Below are 17,265 nucleotides of genomic sequence, written 5' to 3' on the forward strand. Positions count from 1 at the left end.
TATGAATTACCTAAAAGAATTTGTAATCCTTTGTGTTTGTTTATTTTTAGGAGCTATTACAAGAAGTATTATAAATTATCCAATACCAGAACCTGTTTATGGAATGATTTATCTTTTTATCGCCCTACAATTTAACATACTCAAAAGTGAAGATATAAAAGAAACTTCTGATGGTATTTTAAAAAATTTAGCTTTTCTTTTTGTACCAGCAGGAGTAGGAATACTTGCTAATGTCGATGTCATTAAAAGAAAAATTTTCCAAATAATTATTTTAGTTATAATTGGAACAATAATTTCAATGGCTCTTACAGGACTTGTAGTGCAATTTTTACAAAGGAGGAAAGATGCTTGATAATCAATATTTTGGCATAGTTTTATCCTTTGCTGCCTACGAAATTGGGAAATGGATAAATAAAAAATTAAAAACTCCTATAGCAAATCCACTTCTTATTGCTATACTTTTGATTATAGGATTTTTATCCATCACAGGAATCAACTACGAATATTACAAAAAAGGTGGAGATTTTATAGCATTTTTTATAGGACCTGCAACAGTTGCAATGGTTTTAGACTTATATGCAAATCTTGACACACTAAAGAAAAATATTTTGCCAATACTTGTTGGAGTTGGATTTGGAACAATATTTTCATTTGTACTTGCCATATTTTTATCAAAAATATTCCAAATCGATAAAAATTTAGTTGCAAGTTTAATTCCACAATCAATAACAACAGCAATAGCAATTTCACTTTCCGGAGAATACCAAGGAATAATTGGACTTACTGCAATTGTCGTTGTAATTAGAGGAGTAAGCGGAGCAGTTTTTGCCCCTATTGTAATGAAAATATTTAGAATAAAAGATCCAGTTGCCCAAGGAGTTGCCATAGGCACATCATCCCACGCAGTTGGAACAAGTCAAGCAAGACTTATGGGAGAAATTCAAGGAGCAATGAGCGGACTATCAATTGCAATTGCAGGAATTACTGCAGTAATAATAATGCCACTTGCTATGAAATTAGTTGAAATAATAATTTAATAGAAAAATAAAATGAGCCTTATTGGCTCATTTTATTTGCTTTTAATATAAGATTTATAGCTTTCTAGCACTTTTTTATAACCATCTTCTTCTAAAATATTTTCTACATATTCTTTTATTTTTGCTGTAGGAATAATTCTCTTGTGGTTTTTTTCTACCTTTTTCATTAAATCATTTTTTAAAATTGATATATCTGATGTATTAAGGTCAATATTTCCATCTCTTGCCGCATTTTTTATTGATCTTAATATCTTGTCAATATCAAATAATTCAATTTTTCCATTTCTTTTTTTAACATATAATTTGTTGTCCAAAAAATTTTCAATTACTTCAATCTTCGCTTTATCCAATTCATCTGCAATTTCTTCTATTGATAGATTTTTTCCTTGATAATAATCAATAATTATTTTTGTAAGATCTGACATATATCCCCCTCTAATTTTTTTCTTTTTATATTCTTACCCTAATTTTTTAGAAAATAAAAGATTGGACAAAATCCAATCTTTTTTATTATTATTTTTTTGTATAGTTTGGAGATTCTCTTGTTATTTGAATATCGTGTGGGTGGTTTTCTACAAGGGTTGCTGGGGAGATTTTTACAAATTTTGATTTTTCTTCTAATTCTTTTAAATTTCCTGCACCAACGTATCCCATTCCTGAACGAAGTCCTCCAAGAAGTTGATAAATTACATCTCCAACATATCCTTTTAAAGCAACTCTTCCTTCAACTCCTTCTGGAACAAATTTTTTGGTATCATTTTGGAAATATCTGTCGCTTGATCCTGATTTCATTGCAGAAAGTGAGCCCATTCCCCTGTATTCTTTGTATTGTTTTCCTTCAAAGACAATTGTTTCTCCTGGAGATTCTTCTGTTCCGGCAAATAATGATCCTGCCATTATTACACTTGCTCCACAAGCAAGAGCTTTTGTAATATCTCCAGAATATTTTATACCACCGTCGGCTATAATTGGAATTTGTGAATCTTTTGCAGCCTTTACACAATCAATTATTGCAGAAATTTGTGGAACTCCAACTCCTGTTACAACTCTTGTTGTACAAATTGAACCAGGTCCTATACCAACTTTTACAGCATCAACTCCTGCTTTTATCAAATCTTTTGTAGCCTCTCCTGTTGCAACATTTCCTGCTATTAATTGAAGATTAGGATATTTTTCTTTGATTTTTTTAATTGCAGTAATTACTCCTTTTGAATGGCCGTGAGCTGTATCGACTGTTACAACGTCAACTTTTGCACGAACCAAGGCGTCAATTCTATCCATCATATCACGAGTAATTCCTACTGCAGCTCCTACCAATAATCTGTCATGCTCATCTCTTGCAGAATCTGGATATTGTCTTGATTTTTCTATATCTTTTATTGTAATTAATCCTTTTAATTTAAAATCATCATCAACTATTGGAAGCTTTTCAACTTTTCCTGATTCCATTTTTTTTACAGCTTCTTCCATAGAAATTCCAACTTGACCAACAATAAGACCATCTTTTGTCATGATGTCGTCAATTTTCACATTTTCATCATTTTGAAATCTCACATCTCTGTTGGTTAAAATTCCCTTTAAGGTCATAGTATCATCAACAATTGGAACACCACTTATTTTATAATTTGCCATTATTTCCAAAGCTTCTTTTAAAATATTTTCAGATTTTAAATAAAATGGATCGGTTATTACTCCGTGTTCACTTCTTTTTACCCTATCAACTTCTTTGGCTTGGTCTTCTATTGACATATTTTTGTGGATTATTCCAATTCCACCTTGCCTTGCCATGGCAATTGCCATTTTTGATTCTGTTACAGTATCCATTGATGCTGACATCAAAGGAATATTTAATTTGATTTTTTTTGTTAGATTTGTTTGTAATGAAACTTCATTTGGTAAAACTTCTGATGGTCCTGGAACCAAAAGTAGGTCATCAAATGTTAATCCTTCTCCTATTATTTGCATAAAGCCTCCTATTTTTTAAAATAATTTATTGCATTTTCAAATATTTTTTGCTCTTTTTTATCGTAAATATTTTTGTATAAATCTGAATCTAATCTTTCAACATGGCCCATTCTACCCAAGATTTTTCCGTCTTTGGATAAAATTCCTTCAATATTATAATCAGAGCCGTTTGGATTTATTTCATATACAGAAAAAATTTGACCGTTTTCTAATAAATCTTTGTATTTTTCTTCATTTACAATAAATCTTCCCTCGCCGTGAGAAATTGGAATTTTATAAGTTACATCCAAATCAAGACCACTTGTCCATGGACTTTGGTTATTTAATACTTTTGTATCAACGATTGTTGAAATGTGCCTATCATTTGTGTTGTAAGTTAATGATGGGTCATCTTCTTCAATTTCTTTGATTTTTCCATAAGGAAGAAGGCCAGTTTTAATCAAAGTTTGAAAACCATTACAAATTCCAATTATTAAGCCATCATTTTCATCAAGCATATATTCAATGGCATCTTTTATTTTTTTATTTCTTATAATATTTGCCAAAAATTTACCAGAACCATCTGGCTCATCTGCCATAGAAAAACCACCAGGAATGGCAAAAATTTGTGAATTTCTGATTGAAGTAGAAAGATTTTCAATAGATTCTTCGATAGCTTTCTTATCTAAATTTCTAAATAAATTTATCTCAACTTCTGCCCCATATTTTTCAAAGACTTTTTTTGTATCCCATTCACAATTTGTTCCTGTTACGGCAAGAATTGAAACTTTGACCTTATCAACTGGTTTTTTTGATTTTAAAGAAACTTCCATATCATTTTGGTCGATTTTTTCATAAGGAATTTCTTCTTTTGGTGCAAAAACTTGATTTAATTCATTTAAATAAGATTTTTCTAATTTTTCCCCATCTAATTTTTCTCCATTTACAATTAAATCATCAGAAAATTCTCCAATTTTTTCAACAAAGTCTAAATCTTTCACATATTCAACCACAAAAGATCCAAACATTGGAGTATATAAATTATCAAAATTTAAAGTAAAATTAGAATTTCCCAAAGCTTGTTCGTAAATATTTGCTAAAATTCCCTTGTTATCAAGGGCAATCGTCGAAATAATTTTTCCATCTCTCATTGCCTTTATTAATTTTCCCAATAAATTTTTGTAATAATCAAGGTCAAGAGTCATATCAGAATTATATTTTGCCCTAACAAGACCAATTTTTCCTTTGCCTTTCAAATCGTTTGATTTTATATTTTCAATATCTTCAGTTGTCGTTGCAAAAGAAATTAAAGTTGGTGGAACATTCAAATCTTCAAAGCTTCCACTCATTGAATCTTTTCCACCTATTGGAGGCATTTTGAAAAAGTTTGTTACTTCAAAGGCTCCCAAAAGTGATTTTAATGGCTTAGACCAAGATTTTTCATTGTCCATTTTTTCGTAAAATTCTTGGAAAGATAATCTTATTTTTTCCAAATCACTTCCAACAGAAACAAGTTTTGCAATTGATTCTATTACTGCGTAATATCCTCCCAAATATTGGCTTTTTTCTGACAAATATGGATCAAATCCGTAGGACATTATTGAAACAGTTTTAGATTTTCCTTCATTTACTGGAATTTTTGCAACCATGGCTTGAGATGGATTTACTTGTTTTTTTCCTCCAATTGGTTGAAGAACTGTATTTTGTCCAATAGTTGAATCGAAAATTTCTATTAGATTTCTTTGGCTAATAACATTTAAGTCTTTTATTTTCTCGTAAAAATATTTTGGATCAGATGATTTTTCTTTCAAATATTTTGGAACTTCTTCGCTTACAAAATTAACTTTTGCATTTCTTTCTGCTCCATTTGTATTTATAAAATCATAGGAAATATCTGCAATTTTTTTATCTTCATAAAACATTCTCATCCTATTTGTGTCAGTAACTGTTCCAACTAGGGCTGTTTCTACATTTTCTTCCCTACAATATTTTTCAAATTCTTCCCTATCATCTTTATCAATTAAAACTGCCATTCTTTCTTGGGATTCTGAAATTGCAATTTCTGATGGTTTTAGACCATCATATTTTAATTTAACTTTGGAAAGGTCTATATCAATTCCATCATAAAGTTCTCCAATTGCAACTGAAACTCCACCAGCCCCAAAATCGTTGCATTTTTTTATAAGTTTTGAAACTTCGCTTCTTCTAAATAATCTTTGAAGTTTTCTTTCTTCTGGGGCGTTTCCTTTTTGAACTTGGGCAGATTCTGTAATTATTGAAGTTAGTTTGTGAGATTTTGATGAACCTGTTGCTCCACCAATTCCATCTCTTCCGGTTCTTCCTCCAATTAATAAAACTATATCATCTTTTTTTGGATTAAGTCTTTTCACATTTTCTTTTGGAGCTGCAGCTATAACTGCCCCACATTCCATTCTTTTTGCCTTGTAGCCTTCGTGGAAAATTTCTTTTACAAATCCTGTTGCAAGACCAATTTGATTTCCGTAGGAAGAATATCCCTTGGCAGCAAGCTTTGAAATTTTTCTTTGGGCAAGTTTTCCTTCCATTGTCTTATCGACATCTTCCAAAATATTTCCAGCACCAGTAATTCTCATAGCTTGGTAAACATAACTTCTTCCTGAAAGTGGATCTCTAATTGCTCCACCAAGACAAGTTGATGCCCCACCAAAAGGCTCGATTTCTGTAGGATGGTTGTGGGTTTCATTTTTAAACATCAAAAGATAATCTTCAAGATTTTCCTTGCCATCTTTTTCTACCCTAACTTTTACATAAACAGAGCAAGCATTTATTTCGCTTGAAACTTCCAAATCATCAAAGTCATTTTTACTTCTCATATATTTTGAAAGAATTGTACCAAAACTCATAAGATTTATTGGCTTTTTAATTTCAAGCTCATCTCTCATTTTTAAATATTTTTCAAAAGAATTTTTAATAGCCTCATCAAGAACAGTTTTTGCCTTTATATCAATATCAAGGCTGGTATTAAAAGTTGTGTGCCTACAATGGTCTGACCAATAAGTATCTAATATTTTTATTTCAGTTTCGTTTGGAGCCCTATTTTCTTTTTTAAAATAATCCCTAACCATTTTCAAATCATTTTCGTCCATGGCAAGATCGTGAGCTTTTAAAAATTTAGAAATTTCCTTATCAGAATAATTTATAAATCCATCATAGATTTCATTATCAAGATTTTTTTCTCTTTTTGTATCCAAACTTTCTGGCATTTCTTTTAAATCAATTTTATGACTATCAACTGGATTTACTAGATAATTTTCAATTTTTTTTAGGTCATTTTCACTTAATTTTGAAAATTCATAGACTGTTGCAGTTTTACAATCTGTTTTTTCATCCAAAATTAAATCTAGGGTATCAAGCACTCCCTTTCTTCTTTGGTCAAATTGACCTGGAAGATATTCAACTGCAAGAGCAGATTCGAATGAATTTTCAAGTTTTTTTGTCTCATCTTTTGCATAAACATAATCAAGATTTCTTTCAGATAAGACATTATTAATTGCCTTATCCAAATTTTCATCGCTTATTTCAAGGTCGTATCTGTTGTAAATATTTAATTTTTCTAATTTTATTTTTAAAAGATTTTCTATTTCTTTTTTTACTTCCTTGGACTTGTAATCGAACCTATCTTTTTTTCTTACATAAATTCTCTTAACTGATTTTTTCATATCATATCCTTAATGTCTAAAGTGTCTGTTGTTGGTAAATACCATGGACATTTTGTATTCGTTACATTTATCAATTGAATCCTTATCTCTAATTGATCCGCCTGGTTGGATGATTGATTTCACTCCGATTTTGTGAGCAAATTCTACACAATCATCAAATGGGAAAAAGGCATCTGATGACATAATTGAATCAGTAAAGTCTACATCTGGATGGTTATTTTTGATTGATTCCAATGCCCAAATTCTTGAAGTTTGTCCACAGCCAACTCCCAAAGTTTTTCCATCTTTAACTATTACAATTGCATTTGATTTGGTATATTTTACAACAGTCATTGCAAATTTTAAATCGTCAATATCTTTTTTATCTGGTTTTACTTCAGTTACAACTTCAAAATCATCTTCTTTTGAATCTGTATCTTGAACTAAAACTTTTCCTTCCAAATATTTAACATCTTCTTCAACCATATCTTTTGATAAGTCAACTTTTATTAGACGAACATTTTTCTTTTTAGATAAAATTTCCAAAGCCTCTTTTGTAAAGTCATTTGCCGCAACAATTTCAAGGAAAATTTCACTCATCATACTTGCAGTTTTTTCATCTACTACACCATTTAAGGCAACAATTCCACCAAAAATTGATAAAGAATCAGCCTCATATGCTTTTTTGTAAGCATCAAAGGCATTTTCTCCAATAGCAGCTCCACAAGGAGATTGGTGTTTTAAAGCTACGCAAGAATTTTCTCCAAGTTCTTTGGCAAGTTCCAAAGCAATATTTAAATCATTATAATTATTAAAACTCATTGCCTTGCCGTGTAAAATTTCTATATCTTTTAAAAGTCCCTTTGCATAAGTATCTTCATAAAGGCTTGCTTTTTGGCTTGGATTTTCTCCATATCTTAAATCCTCAATTTTTCTAAGACCGTAAGTTTTATACTCACTTTCTTTTTTGGTTAAATCTTTGAAAAATCTAGAAATTACACTGTCATAATAAGCTGTAAGAGAATAAGCTTTCATAGCCAAATATCTTCTATATTCCAAATCAACTTGATTATTTTCTAATTTTTCCAAAAATTCATCATAATCACTTGGGTCAGTCAAAACTACACAGTCCTTGTGATTTTTGGCAGCAGATCTAATCAAAGTAGGCCCACCTATGTCAATATTTTCAATAATATTGTCAATATCATTACTCTTTAAGGACTCTTCAAACTTATATAAATTCACAACAACTATATCAATGTCTTTGATATTATTTTCTTCCACAGTTTTTTTGTGATTTTCGTTATCTCTTTTGTAAAGAATTCCACCATGAACATAAGGAGATAAAGTTTTTACCCTACCGTCCAAAATTTCAGGAAAATTTGTTATCTCTTCAATTTCTTTTACATCTACTCCGCTTTCTTTAATTTTTTTATATGTACCGCCAGTAGATACAATTTCCACACCTAATTCACTCAATCCTCTAGCAAGTTTTTCTACATCCTTTTTTTCAGTAACAGATATTAAAGCTCTCATTAATCCCTCCCATAAGCTTTTAGTCTAAATTTAAAGACAAGAAAAGGGAAGCTAACAAAATTAGCTTCCCTGATAAAACATTACTCCATTCATAGACAAATTTGGGCATAAAAATCTAGAGAAAGATCTTAGCCTTTCAATTTTTTTCATAGATAAAATCATAATTGTAAATTTTTCAATTTTAAAAATAAAATCCATGATAAATACCCCCAAATGAATGTAAAATAATCATACCACAATATTTTTAAAAATTAAAGATATATTTTTATTTTTTTAAGAAAATTAATAATTTTTTGCAATCTACATTTTTCTAGCTTTGTATTTGCTTTTGCACTTATCCTCTATCTTCAATAATTTCTATGCAATTTTAGCAATTATTCCCATATTTTCCCTCCTTGAACTTAAATGGCCATTATTGTATAATTATGTCATTAAATGACTTAATTAAATTTTAAGATGCTTAATGTCTTTTGCCAAGACTTTAAATGTCTATCAGTCTTTGAGTGTATATTAAAAGGAGAAATTATGAGTTTTGAATCTAAGTTAAGAAAGCTTCGCGAAAATAAAAATTTAACTCAAGAAGAGCTTGCAAAACTTGTCGGCGTTTCTTTAAAAACTATTTCAAGATATGAAATGGGAGAATCTAAACCGAGATATAGAAAAATTTATGATAAGCTTGCAGAAGTTTTAGGTACTAGCCACGATTATCTTGTAACTGACGAGGAGAATTTTATTCTTGATGCTAGGGAAAAATATGGCTACAAGGGAGCAAAAGATGCAAAGGAAATGGTTGATGGGGTAATTGGTCTTATGGCTGGTGGAGAAATTGATGAGGAAGATAAAAAAGCAATCCTTGATTCTATCCAAGAGGCCTACTATATTGCAAAAAATAAAAATAAAAAATATAATCCTCACAAGGATTAGGTGAAATATGTCTTTTTTATACGATGAAATTTTTGATGATGTAAAAAAATTAATTAAAAAATATGACAGCAGAAATCCAAAAGAAATTTTAATTCAAAGGGGCGTAAATATAATTGCTTTTAAGGAAAATACAAAACTTTTGGGTATGTATAAAATTATCAAAAGAAATTCTTTTGTTTTTTACAATCCCTTTGTTGACAAAAGAATTCAAAATATGGTTTTTGCTCACGAATTGGGCCATGACCTTTATCACAAAGATATGGCAAAAAATGAAAATCTGATTGAGTATGAACTTTTTGATATAAATAGTGAAATGGAATTGTGTGCAAATATTTTTGCAGCTCATCTTCTTTTGGATGAAAAAGAACTGATAAATGATATAAAAGAAGGCTACACTTACAACCAACTAGCCTCTATGTATAATGTGAATGTAAATCTTATGATTTTTAAATTAAATGAGATGCATAGGATGGGCATGAATATAAAAAAAGAAGAAGCTGATCCTAATTTTTTTAAGGATATTGACGGCAAGGATATAAGAAATCATGATATATACTGATGAAATTATAAATAATCCGGTAAAACTTTCCCATTATTTGATAGAAAATAGGATGGAAAATAATATAAGAGCTTGCGATATGACAGCAGGAAATGGTAATGATTCAAAATTCATTTTGGATAAGAAAAATCCCAAAATTTTGTATGCTTTTGATATACAAAAACTTTCAAAAGAAAGATGTGAAAAACTTATAGGTCAAAGGGATAATTTTAAATTTATCCTTGATGATCACAAAAATATTGAAAAATATATAGAAGAAAAAATCGACCTTTTTATTTATAATTTGGGATTTTTGCCAAAAGGAGATAAGTCAATTACAACAAATTATAAGTCTGTGATACAATCTCTAAAATCTTGTTTAAATTTATTAAATGAAAATGGGCTTATTCTTATAACTTTTTATCCAGGTCATGATGAAGGCAAAAATGAGGAAAAATATGTGGGAGAATTTTTAAAAAATCTAGATCAAAAAACATTTCAAGTCATAAAATATAATTTTTATAATCAAATAAACAATCCTCCCTTCCTTATTTCCATAAGAAAAGTGTGAAAGAAATTTTTATTTGTTATAATTAATTAGGAAAGGATAAATTAGATGAAAAAAAGAAGACTTTTTCCCTTTGCTATAATTTCACTCTTACTTATTTTAGCTTTTTTGAATTTTACAAGTCCAAAAAATGCCGAAAAAATAAATCTTCCAAGCTTGGAAGAAAAAAAGATGAGAGATTTGACAAAGGAACAATATATAGAAGATTTTGAATTTGCCTACAATATTTTAGAAACTTATTATCCTTATTTTGACATAAATAAGAAAATTAATAATATTGACTGGTTAGAAAAAAAAGATACTTTCAAAAAATATATAGAAAATTCCAAAAATGATGTGGACTTTGGCTTGAGAATGAATAAAATTTTGTATGAGCTAAATAACGACCACACCCAAATAATTGACCAAAATCAGGCAGTTGAAATGTATATAACCTACTACAAAATGCCAGAAAATGATTGGCGTCATTATATAAGCCATGTTTATGAAAAGGAAAATGTAAGAAGAAGGTACAATTTAGATAATAAAAAAATAAATGATTATTTGAAATACAACCAGTATGAAACAAAAGCTAAAATAAATAAAAATAATAATATTTTAGGAAAGGCAAAAGAAAATTCAAACGAAATTCGTACAGACAATATTGAAGCTAAAGATATAAATGATAAGATAGGATATTTAAAAATTAATTCAATGGTAAATTATGATTATTCAAATTATGACCGAAAAAAATTGAAAGCCTATCTAAAAAAAATAAAAAACAAAAAAGCTCTAGTTATTGATATAAGAGGAAATACTGGTGGCGATTCTAGATATTGGCAAGATTTTCTTCTTCCACAAATTATAGATAAGCCATATTCTACAAGTTATTATTCTTTTATCAAAAAAGGAGATTTAAATAAGAAAGTAATAAACCAAGAAAAATACAAAGAAGGCGTAAGCGAATTTTTAAATGCAAGTAATTTTTCAAATGATACAAAACAGATACTTTCAAAATTTGATTATTACACAAATTATCCTGCAAAAATAATTCCAAGCGAAGATTCCATAAAATTCAAAGGAAACATCTATCTTCTTATAGATTCGTCAGTATTTTCATCAGCAGAAATGCTAGCATCTTTTTGCAAAGAAACAAAACTTGCAACAATTGTAGGAAGCCAAAGCAAGGGAGATGGAATTGGAACTGACCCCTTGCAAATTGATTTGCCAAATTCTGGATATGTATTGAGATTTTCAAAAGAAATCGGAGTGACTGAATCAGGATATATAAACGAAATAGAAAAAACAAATCCTGACATAAATATAGATTCAAATAGATTTGATGAAATAAAAGACCAACCAATAATACAAAAAATTATAGAAATAGAAGGCTAAGGCCTTCTATTTGCTTATATAAAAATATCAAGTATAGTTTCTTCGTTGATAAATTTTTTCCGAAAAAAAGGAGTAGTAATGAGTCTTATTTCAATTTTAATTTTAGCTATCGGACTTAGTATGTACGCTTTTGCAGCAAGCATTTGTCAAGGTCTTCAAATAAAAGAAAATAACATAAAAAATACCCTAAGCATTGGACTTTGTTTTGGAATTTTCCAAGCACTTATGCCAATAATTGGTTATTTTCTAGCATCAAGTTTTGCAAATTCAATCAAAGCAATTGACCATTGGGTTGCCTTTATTTTATTATTTATAATTGGCTTTCAAATGATAAGAGAATCAAAAGATGCAAGTTGCGAAATAAGCCACGGCTTAAGCTTAAAATCTTTATTTTCACTTGGAATCGCAACAAGCATTGATGCAATGGCAGTTGGGGTTTCCTTTGCATTTTTGAATGTAAATATATTTTCTTCAAGCACAATAATAGGAATAACAACCTTTATTCTCTCATCAATAGCCTTTAAAATAGGAAATAAATTGGGCATGAAAAGCAAACAAATTTCAGAGCTTATTGGTGGAGTAATTTTAATTTTATTAGGAACAAAAATTCTAATTGAGCACTTATTTTTACAATAAGTGCTTTTTATTTGCAATTAAAAAAACTTCCAATTTATGGAAGTTTTTCTTCTCATTTTTATATTAAATTTCAAAAATTGGAAGTTTTTCTAAAAATATTATATCATCCCTATTAGCTGCATCTCCTTCTGCAAGAATCGCAAGTTTTTGAACAACCTCTCCTCCTGCTTTTTTCACAAGATTTTCTAAGGCTTTTATAGATTCTCCTGTGGAAATTACATCATCAACTAGGGCTACTTTCTTCCCTTTTATTTTTTCTACATCTTTAAAATCCAAAAATAATTTTTGGGTATTTTTTGTTGTAATTGAATTTACTTCTACACTTACAGGATTTTCCATGTAGGATTTTTGTGATTTTCTTGCAACTACAAATGATTTTTCTCCAATATTTCTTGCAATTTCATGTGCAAGGGCTATACCTTTTGCCTCTGCTGTAAGAATTATATCGCAATCAATTTTTTTACTTAATTCATATCCTGCTTTTGTTGCAAGCTCTGTATCTCCCAATAAAACAAATGATGCAATTTTTAAATTATCTGATATTTGTATTATTGGCAAATTTCTTTCGACTCCACACACATTTAATTTATAATAATCCATAAAATCTCCTATAAAATTATAAATTTAAGAATTACTCCTGCTACAAGTCCCATAAAAGGATCACTTGCTGCAGTTGTTGCCATAGCTATACCTGCAACTAATATTGTATCGCCTCCTGCTGCAAAAGCAAGATTTGCATTTGTTGGAACAGTTACAAGAGCGCCAAGTACAAATAAAAATCCATGGATTGATTCTCCTGGAACATATTTTCCAAGTTTTGGCAAAAATCCCATAAACATTATTACACCAAGAATTGCCATCATCAAAACTCCAGAATTAATTGGATTATCACTTGCCCCTGTTGCAGAAATTATAGCCTCAACTGGTGCTCCACCAAAAAGTGAAGAAACAGAATCAGCAAGACCTGAATAAATTGTCAAATGGTCAATATTTGCAGTTAAATTTCCATCTCCAAGAGATGCTGTAATATTTCCAAAGGCAATATTTGCACCAATTGTAAGGCAAGCAAGAGATAAAGAACCTCTGATAACTTTTTTATTTAAAATAGGTTTTTTAATAGAAAGTTTTCTTTCTTCTTTTTTAATCTCTTTTCCTATTTCCATTTTCATAATATTTGCATAAATTGAAGAAATAACAACAGAAATTATAATAGTGTAAACAAGATTTCTTCCAGAAACAAAATATGTTATAAGGGCTGAAATTATAGAAATTAAACTTACCATTTTTGTTTCAAGTTTTAGTCCATCAATTGCAATTTTTGCAAGAATCAATCCAACTCCTGCCATCATTCCATTTAATACATAAACTCCAGCCAAATCAACAATAAAATTTAAGCTACCAGTAATTCCAAGTATGGACATAATAATTCCTGCCCAAAATACAACCGACAATCTTTCCCTAATATTATCGCCATAAGATCCTGCAAGGGCAATTGTTTCAGCTTGCATAGAAATTGGAATTGGAGATTGCAAAAGCATACAAGCAACTACTCCCACAGCAAAACCAAGCGAAGTTGGAAATGCAGAAAAACCTACCGAAAGTGCCAAAAGTGCTTGGGGAATTCCATTAATTACTACACCCAAGGCTGCCATAATGTCATTAAAAGTCATAAGACCTCCTAAAAATTTATTTTAAAAATCCGAATAAAATTATACCATATTTATAAAATAAAAAAAGGCAGAAATTAATCTGCCTTAAATTTACATTTTTTCAACTTCAGGATAATCAATTCCCTTTGTATCAACTGTAACTTTTTTAATTTTTACATCTTCAAGAGGTCTGTCATTATAATCTGTTTTTACATTTGCAATTTTATCAATTTCTTCTATGCCTTCAATTATTTTTCCAAATCCTGCATAATCTCCGTCAAGATGTGGACTTTTTTTGTGCATTATAAAAAATTGGCTTCCTGCAGAATCTGGCATAAATGATCTTGCCATTGATAAAACTCCTTTATCATGGAGCAAATTATTTTCAAAACCATTTGAAGAAAATTCTCCTTTTATAGCATATCCAGGGCCACCCATTCCACTTCCTTGTGGATCTCCCCCTTGAATCATAAAATCTTTTATAATCCTGTGAAAAATTAGCCCATCATAAAAATTATTTTTTATTAATGAAATAAAATTATTTACAGTATTTGGAGCAATTTCTGGATATAATTCAGCTTTAAAGATTGCACCATTTTCCATTTCAAATGTAACTATTGGATTTTCCATTTATTTCTCCTTTAAAATTATTTTTATTAGAATTTAATTTTCTGTATAAATTCATAATTTATTATACTATTATCCTTGATTTTGCCACAAAATTATTTCGCCTTTTTATTTATAGCATAAAATAAGGTCATTGCAGAAAAAATCAAAGATGAACCCCTAGAGTAGGAAAGATATTTTTCTTCCCAAAAACTTGCATACTTATCTTTGTAAGCCTTTAGCCCTTCAAAAGAATAAAAATGATCGCCCAATTTAAAAATCGTATATACCATTCTCTCTTGCAAAAATGAATGTCTCATAACTCCTACATTTGAAAGTGGGGCCATGCCGAGGTCAAAATATTTGATATTATTTTCTTTCAAATACGTGAAAATATTTATAAACAAATAATCCATCAAGCCATCAACATTTTCTTCATAACGCATAAGGTCAACTGTTGCCCAATTTTCTACATATATTGGCGATAAATTTGCAAAAGCAATTATTTTTTGATTAGGATTTTTTATTACAGCAATATCTCCGTTATTCAAATAATCTTTGTCAAAAAATCCCAAAGAAAATCCCTTTTCTTTGCCTTCTCCAAGCCAAGAATTAGAAATTTCTTGAAGTCTTTTTATAGTTTTTCCATCAAACGGTCCTTGTAAAATTTCAAAACTATATCCATCTCTATCAAGTTTATTTATAGTTTTTCTTAGATTTTTCTTTTTCTTGCCATCAAGATTAAATTCTTCAAGATTTACATTTGCACTTTCGCCAAATTTCATAAAATTGAAACCATATTCATGGACTTTCATTGTTATATCTTTATTTATTTCATAAAAAACAATGTTATAACCTAAATCATCAGTTTCATAAATAAATTTTTCCAAAAGCTCATCAAAATATTTTTCATTTCCAATAGGATCCCCCATGACAATTACCTTATCGCCCACAGTCCTAATTTGAAGACAAGCCAAATCATATTCATCATTTTTTAACCAATAAAGATCCTTATCATCCAAAAAAGAAAGAAAAGCTTCTTTGGAACCGCCCTGATTTTTAAGTAAATTTATATACCTATCATAATCAAATTTTTCCCCAACTTTTAACCTAGCCCCTTGCAAATTCCTAACCAAAAGATAAACGAGAAAATAAATTATTGATATAGTTGCAATTATTGAAATAAAATTATACTCAAAAGGAATCAGAATAAAATCATTAGCCTCACTAATATTCACATCAATGATAGAGCCACGTTTCAAAATTTTCCCTACATAAACTATGAGCATAAAATTTGTCAAAAGCAAATCAATAAACCTATCTTCGCTAGCATAAATAAATTGCTTAGTATAAAGTTCATCTTTTGTAAGTAGATTAATTACAAACATTATAAAAATATAAATAAGAGTAGATAAACTATAATCAGTTATATAAGTATAGCAAAATACAAGAATTAACATTATGGTATTTAAAAGAAAAGATTTTTTCTGTTTTGAAATATAAGCTCTTGCCATAACTATAAATATAAATCCAAAAAGAAGAGATGGAAACTGATAAATAGCTGATGCTCTTATAGGATTTAATTTTGTAAGAATACCTCCACCATAAGCCTTATCTGGCAAGGTTGCAGCCAAAATCATAAAAAGTCCAAAAATATACAACAAAAAAGTATTCAAAACCAAAAGAATATTTTTGAAAAGTCTTTTTATAAAAGCAGATTCCTTAAATTGAAAAGCAATTGTAAAATTTTTAGTAAAAAATACAAAAGCAAGACAAAATGGAACAATATAGTAAAACATTCTATAAAGAAGAATCCAAGCAAGTGCCAATTCTTGATTTATACCCTGACTTTTTAAAGCAAATAAAATTATAAGGTCAAAAGAACCGATGGCACCAGGAATCATAGAAATATATCCTACAATATTTGCCGCAACGACCAAAGTTGATAAGCTTATCAAATCAAATTTGATTCCCATCAAATACCCAATAACCACAAAGGCACTCATAACTCCAAACCACTCAGCAATTGAGATTAAAAATAATTTTATTTGATTTTTTCTAGAAAATTTAATCTTTCCAAAAAAAGACAAAGCCAACACAAAAGGAATATACAAACTTGCACCAACAAGCAAAAGCGTATAACTTTGTAAATTTGGATTTGAGTGAAACATTAAAGAAATTAAGGAAATAATAGAAAAAAATGATAAACCACATGGTAAAAATACCAAAAGTTGTAAAATTTTTTTCACAAGCTTTGTAGCTTCATGTCCCTTACCGTAAAAAGCTGTTCTAAGTCCAATAGAAATAAATCCACCAAGACCCAAAAGATCATTAAAATTATTAATGCAAAATCCAGTTTCTCCTATGTATTTTTTATCATAATTATTTTCAAGCTCTTCATTCAAAATAAAATCATACAAACTTGCTGGAATATTAGCAAAAATTCCATAGATTCCCATAAAAAGTAATGTAATAACCGATAAGCTAGAAAAAATAAATTTTACATCTTCAAGTTTTATTTCTTTGGATATTTTTCTAAATTCTACAATTACAAGAATTAATACAGATATAAAAAATATTTTCTTAAATATTTCCTTAAAATTACTCAATTTTTCTTTCATTTAATTTCCTCATAAAATTTCAATAATAATATTTAAAAAAAGACGGGGACTTCCCCGCCTTTTAATGAAAGTATTTTATTTCAAATTTTTAGCTAAATTAAGCTATAACTTTAGAAACAACTCCTGATGCAACTGTTCTTCCACCTTCTCTTACT

At 29.1% G+C, this 17,265-nt stretch carries 15 protein-coding genes; 7 read left to right on the forward strand and 8 right to left on the reverse strand.

What is annotated here, in order from left to right; translation table 11 throughout:
• Position 1 precedes the first annotated feature (1 nt).
• Together HMPREF3045_RS02830 and HMPREF3045_RS02835 are read left to right on the forward strand one after the other, a co-directional pair.
• On the forward strand, positions 2–352 hold the full coding sequence (locus HMPREF3045_RS02830; RefSeq protein ID WP_070736996.1) for a CidA/LrgA family protein: 351 nt from the start codon (positions 2–4) through the stop codon (positions 350–352).
• Positions 345–1,037: an LrgB family protein gene (locus tag HMPREF3045_RS02835; protein WP_070736997.1), complete on the forward strand. Its 693-nt coding sequence runs from the start codon at positions 345–347 to the stop codon at positions 1,035–1,037. The genes HMPREF3045_RS02830 and HMPREF3045_RS02835 overlap by 8 nt, the downstream gene beginning before the upstream one ends.
• 32 nt (positions 1,038–1,069) lie before the next feature.
• On the opposite strand, the gene HMPREF3045_RS02840 is transcribed toward HMPREF3045_RS02835, so the two are convergent.
• The 4 genes from HMPREF3045_RS02840 to purH form a co-directional block, all read right to left on the reverse strand.
• Complete coding sequence (locus HMPREF3045_RS02840; protein WP_070736998.1) at positions 1,070–1,462, reverse strand: ATP cone domain-containing protein; 393 nt, start codon at positions 1,460–1,462, stop codon at positions 1,070–1,072.
• A gap of 88 nt (positions 1,463–1,550) precedes the next feature.
• Entirely contained in the window at positions 1,551–3,002 is a 1,452-nt protein-coding gene (gene guaB / locus HMPREF3045_RS02845; protein ID WP_070736999.1) for an IMP dehydrogenase, read from the reverse strand.
• Between the two features lie 8 nt (positions 3,003–3,010).
• Complete coding sequence (locus HMPREF3045_RS02850) at positions 3,011–6,679, reverse strand: phosphoribosylformylglycinamidine synthase (protein WP_070737000.1); 3,669 nt, start codon at positions 6,677–6,679, stop codon at positions 3,011–3,013.
• A gap of 9 nt (positions 6,680–6,688) precedes the next feature.
• Entirely contained in the window at positions 6,689–8,194 is a 1,506-nt protein-coding gene (purH, locus tag HMPREF3045_RS02855) for a bifunctional phosphoribosylaminoimidazolecarboxamide formyltransferase/IMP cyclohydrolase (protein WP_070737001.1), read from the reverse strand.
• 525 nt (positions 8,195–8,719) lie between these two features.
• Between purH and HMPREF3045_RS02860 the strand changes: the two genes are divergently transcribed.
• The 5 genes from HMPREF3045_RS02860 (at position 8,720) to HMPREF3045_RS02880 (ending at position 12,234) form a co-directional block, all read left to right on the forward strand.
• Complete coding sequence (locus HMPREF3045_RS02860) at positions 8,720–9,118, forward strand: helix-turn-helix domain-containing protein (protein ID WP_070737002.1); 399 nt, start codon at positions 8,720–8,722, stop codon at positions 9,116–9,118.
• 7 nt (positions 9,119–9,125) lie between these two features.
• On the forward strand, positions 9,126–9,677 hold the full coding sequence (locus HMPREF3045_RS02865) for an ImmA/IrrE family metallo-endopeptidase (protein WP_070737003.1): 552 nt from the start codon (positions 9,126–9,128) through the stop codon (positions 9,675–9,677).
• Positions 9,664–10,227: a tRNA 5-(aminomethyl)-2-thiouridylate-methyltransferase MnmM gene (locus HMPREF3045_RS02870; RefSeq protein ID WP_070737004.1), complete on the forward strand. Its 564-nt coding sequence runs from the start codon at positions 9,664–9,666 to the stop codon at positions 10,225–10,227. The genes HMPREF3045_RS02865 and HMPREF3045_RS02870 overlap by 14 nt, the downstream gene beginning before the upstream one ends.
• A 45-nt stretch (positions 10,228–10,272) precedes the next feature.
• Complete coding sequence (locus HMPREF3045_RS02875; RefSeq protein WP_070737005.1) at positions 10,273–11,598, forward strand: S41 family peptidase; 1,326 nt, start codon at positions 10,273–10,275, stop codon at positions 11,596–11,598.
• 78 nt (positions 11,599–11,676) lie between these two features.
• The gene (locus HMPREF3045_RS02880) at positions 11,677–12,234 is read left to right on the forward strand and encodes a manganese efflux pump MntP (protein WP_070737006.1); all 558 of its coding nucleotides are present in this window, start codon (positions 11,677–11,679) and stop codon (positions 12,232–12,234) included.
• Between the two features lie 63 nt (positions 12,235–12,297).
• Here the strand turns inward: HMPREF3045_RS02880 and HMPREF3045_RS02885 are convergent, their stop codons facing one another.
• From HMPREF3045_RS02885 to mprF, 4 genes are all read right to left on the reverse strand, one after another.
• Complete coding sequence (locus HMPREF3045_RS02885) at positions 12,298–12,834, reverse strand: phosphoribosyltransferase family protein (RefSeq protein ID WP_004838171.1); 537 nt, start codon at positions 12,832–12,834, stop codon at positions 12,298–12,300.
• 8 nt (positions 12,835–12,842) lie between these two features.
• Positions 12,843–13,904, reverse strand: a complete 1,062-nt coding sequence (locus HMPREF3045_RS02890) for a guanine permease (protein WP_070737007.1) — start codon at positions 13,902–13,904, stop codon at positions 12,843–12,845.
• 90 nt (positions 13,905–13,994) lie between these two features.
• Positions 13,995–14,513: a peptidylprolyl isomerase gene (locus HMPREF3045_RS02895; protein WP_070737008.1), complete on the reverse strand. Its 519-nt coding sequence runs from the start codon at positions 14,511–14,513 to the stop codon at positions 13,995–13,997.
• A 92-nt stretch (positions 14,514–14,605) separates the two neighbouring features.
• On the reverse strand, positions 14,606–17,110 hold the full coding sequence (gene mprF / locus HMPREF3045_RS02900; RefSeq protein WP_070737009.1) for a bifunctional lysylphosphatidylglycerol flippase/synthetase MprF: 2,505 nt from the start codon (positions 17,108–17,110) through the stop codon (positions 14,606–14,608).
• Positions 17,111–17,265: the final 155 nt, after the last annotated feature.

This window comes from Anaerococcus sp. HMSC075B03 (assembly GCF_001815585.1).
GTDB lineage: Bacteria > Bacillota > Clostridia > Tissierellales > Peptoniphilaceae > Anaerococcus > Anaerococcus vaginalis.

Excerpts from the sequence above, each read along its gene's own strand:
- HMPREF3045_RS02830 (WP_070736996.1), top strand. The coding sequence starts at position 2 with ATGAATTACCTAAAAGAATTTGTAATCCTTTGTGTTTGTTTATTTTTA.
- HMPREF3045_RS02890 (WP_070737007.1), bottom strand. The coding sequence starts at position 13,904 with ATGACTTTTAATGACATTATGGCAGCCTTGGGTGTAGTAATTAATGGA.
- HMPREF3045_RS02875 (WP_070737005.1), top strand. The coding sequence starts at position 10,273 with ATGAAAAAAAGAAGACTTTTTCCCTTTGCTATAATTTCACTCTTACTT.
- HMPREF3045_RS02850 (WP_070737000.1), bottom strand. The coding sequence starts at position 6,679 with ATGAAAAAATCAGTTAAGAGAATTTATGTAAGAAAAAAAGATAGGTTC.
- HMPREF3045_RS02870 (WP_070737004.1), top strand. The coding sequence starts at position 9,664 with ATGATATATACTGATGAAATTATAAATAATCCGGTAAAACTTTCCCAT.
- HMPREF3045_RS02860 (WP_070737002.1), top strand. The coding sequence starts at position 8,720 with ATGAGTTTTGAATCTAAGTTAAGAAAGCTTCGCGAAAATAAAAATTTA.
- HMPREF3045_RS02865 (WP_070737003.1), top strand. The coding sequence starts at position 9,126 with ATGTCTTTTTTATACGATGAAATTTTTGATGATGTAAAAAAATTAATT.
- HMPREF3045_RS02885 (WP_004838171.1), bottom strand. The coding sequence starts at position 12,834 with ATGGATTATTATAAATTAAATGTGTGTGGAGTCGAAAGAAATTTGCCA.
- HMPREF3045_RS02840 (WP_070736998.1), bottom strand. The coding sequence starts at position 1,462 with ATGTCAGATCTTACAAAAATAATTATTGATTATTATCAAGGAAAAAAT.
- mprF (WP_070737009.1), bottom strand. The coding sequence starts at position 17,110 with ATGAAAGAAAAATTGAGTAATTTTAAGGAAATATTTAAGAAAATATTT.
- HMPREF3045_RS02895 (WP_070737008.1), bottom strand. The coding sequence starts at position 14,513 with ATGGAAAATCCAATAGTTACATTTGAAATGGAAAATGGTGCAATCTTT.
- HMPREF3045_RS02880 (WP_070737006.1), top strand. The coding sequence starts at position 11,677 with ATGAGTCTTATTTCAATTTTAATTTTAGCTATCGGACTTAGTATGTAC.
- guaB (WP_070736999.1), bottom strand. The coding sequence starts at position 3,002 with ATGCAAATAATAGGAGAAGGATTAACATTTGATGACCTACTTTTGGTT.
- purH (WP_070737001.1), bottom strand. The coding sequence starts at position 8,194 with ATGAGAGCTTTAATATCTGTTACTGAAAAAAAGGATGTAGAAAAACTT.
- HMPREF3045_RS02835 (WP_070736997.1), top strand. The coding sequence starts at position 345 with ATGCTTGATAATCAATATTTTGGCATAGTTTTATCCTTTGCTGCCTAC.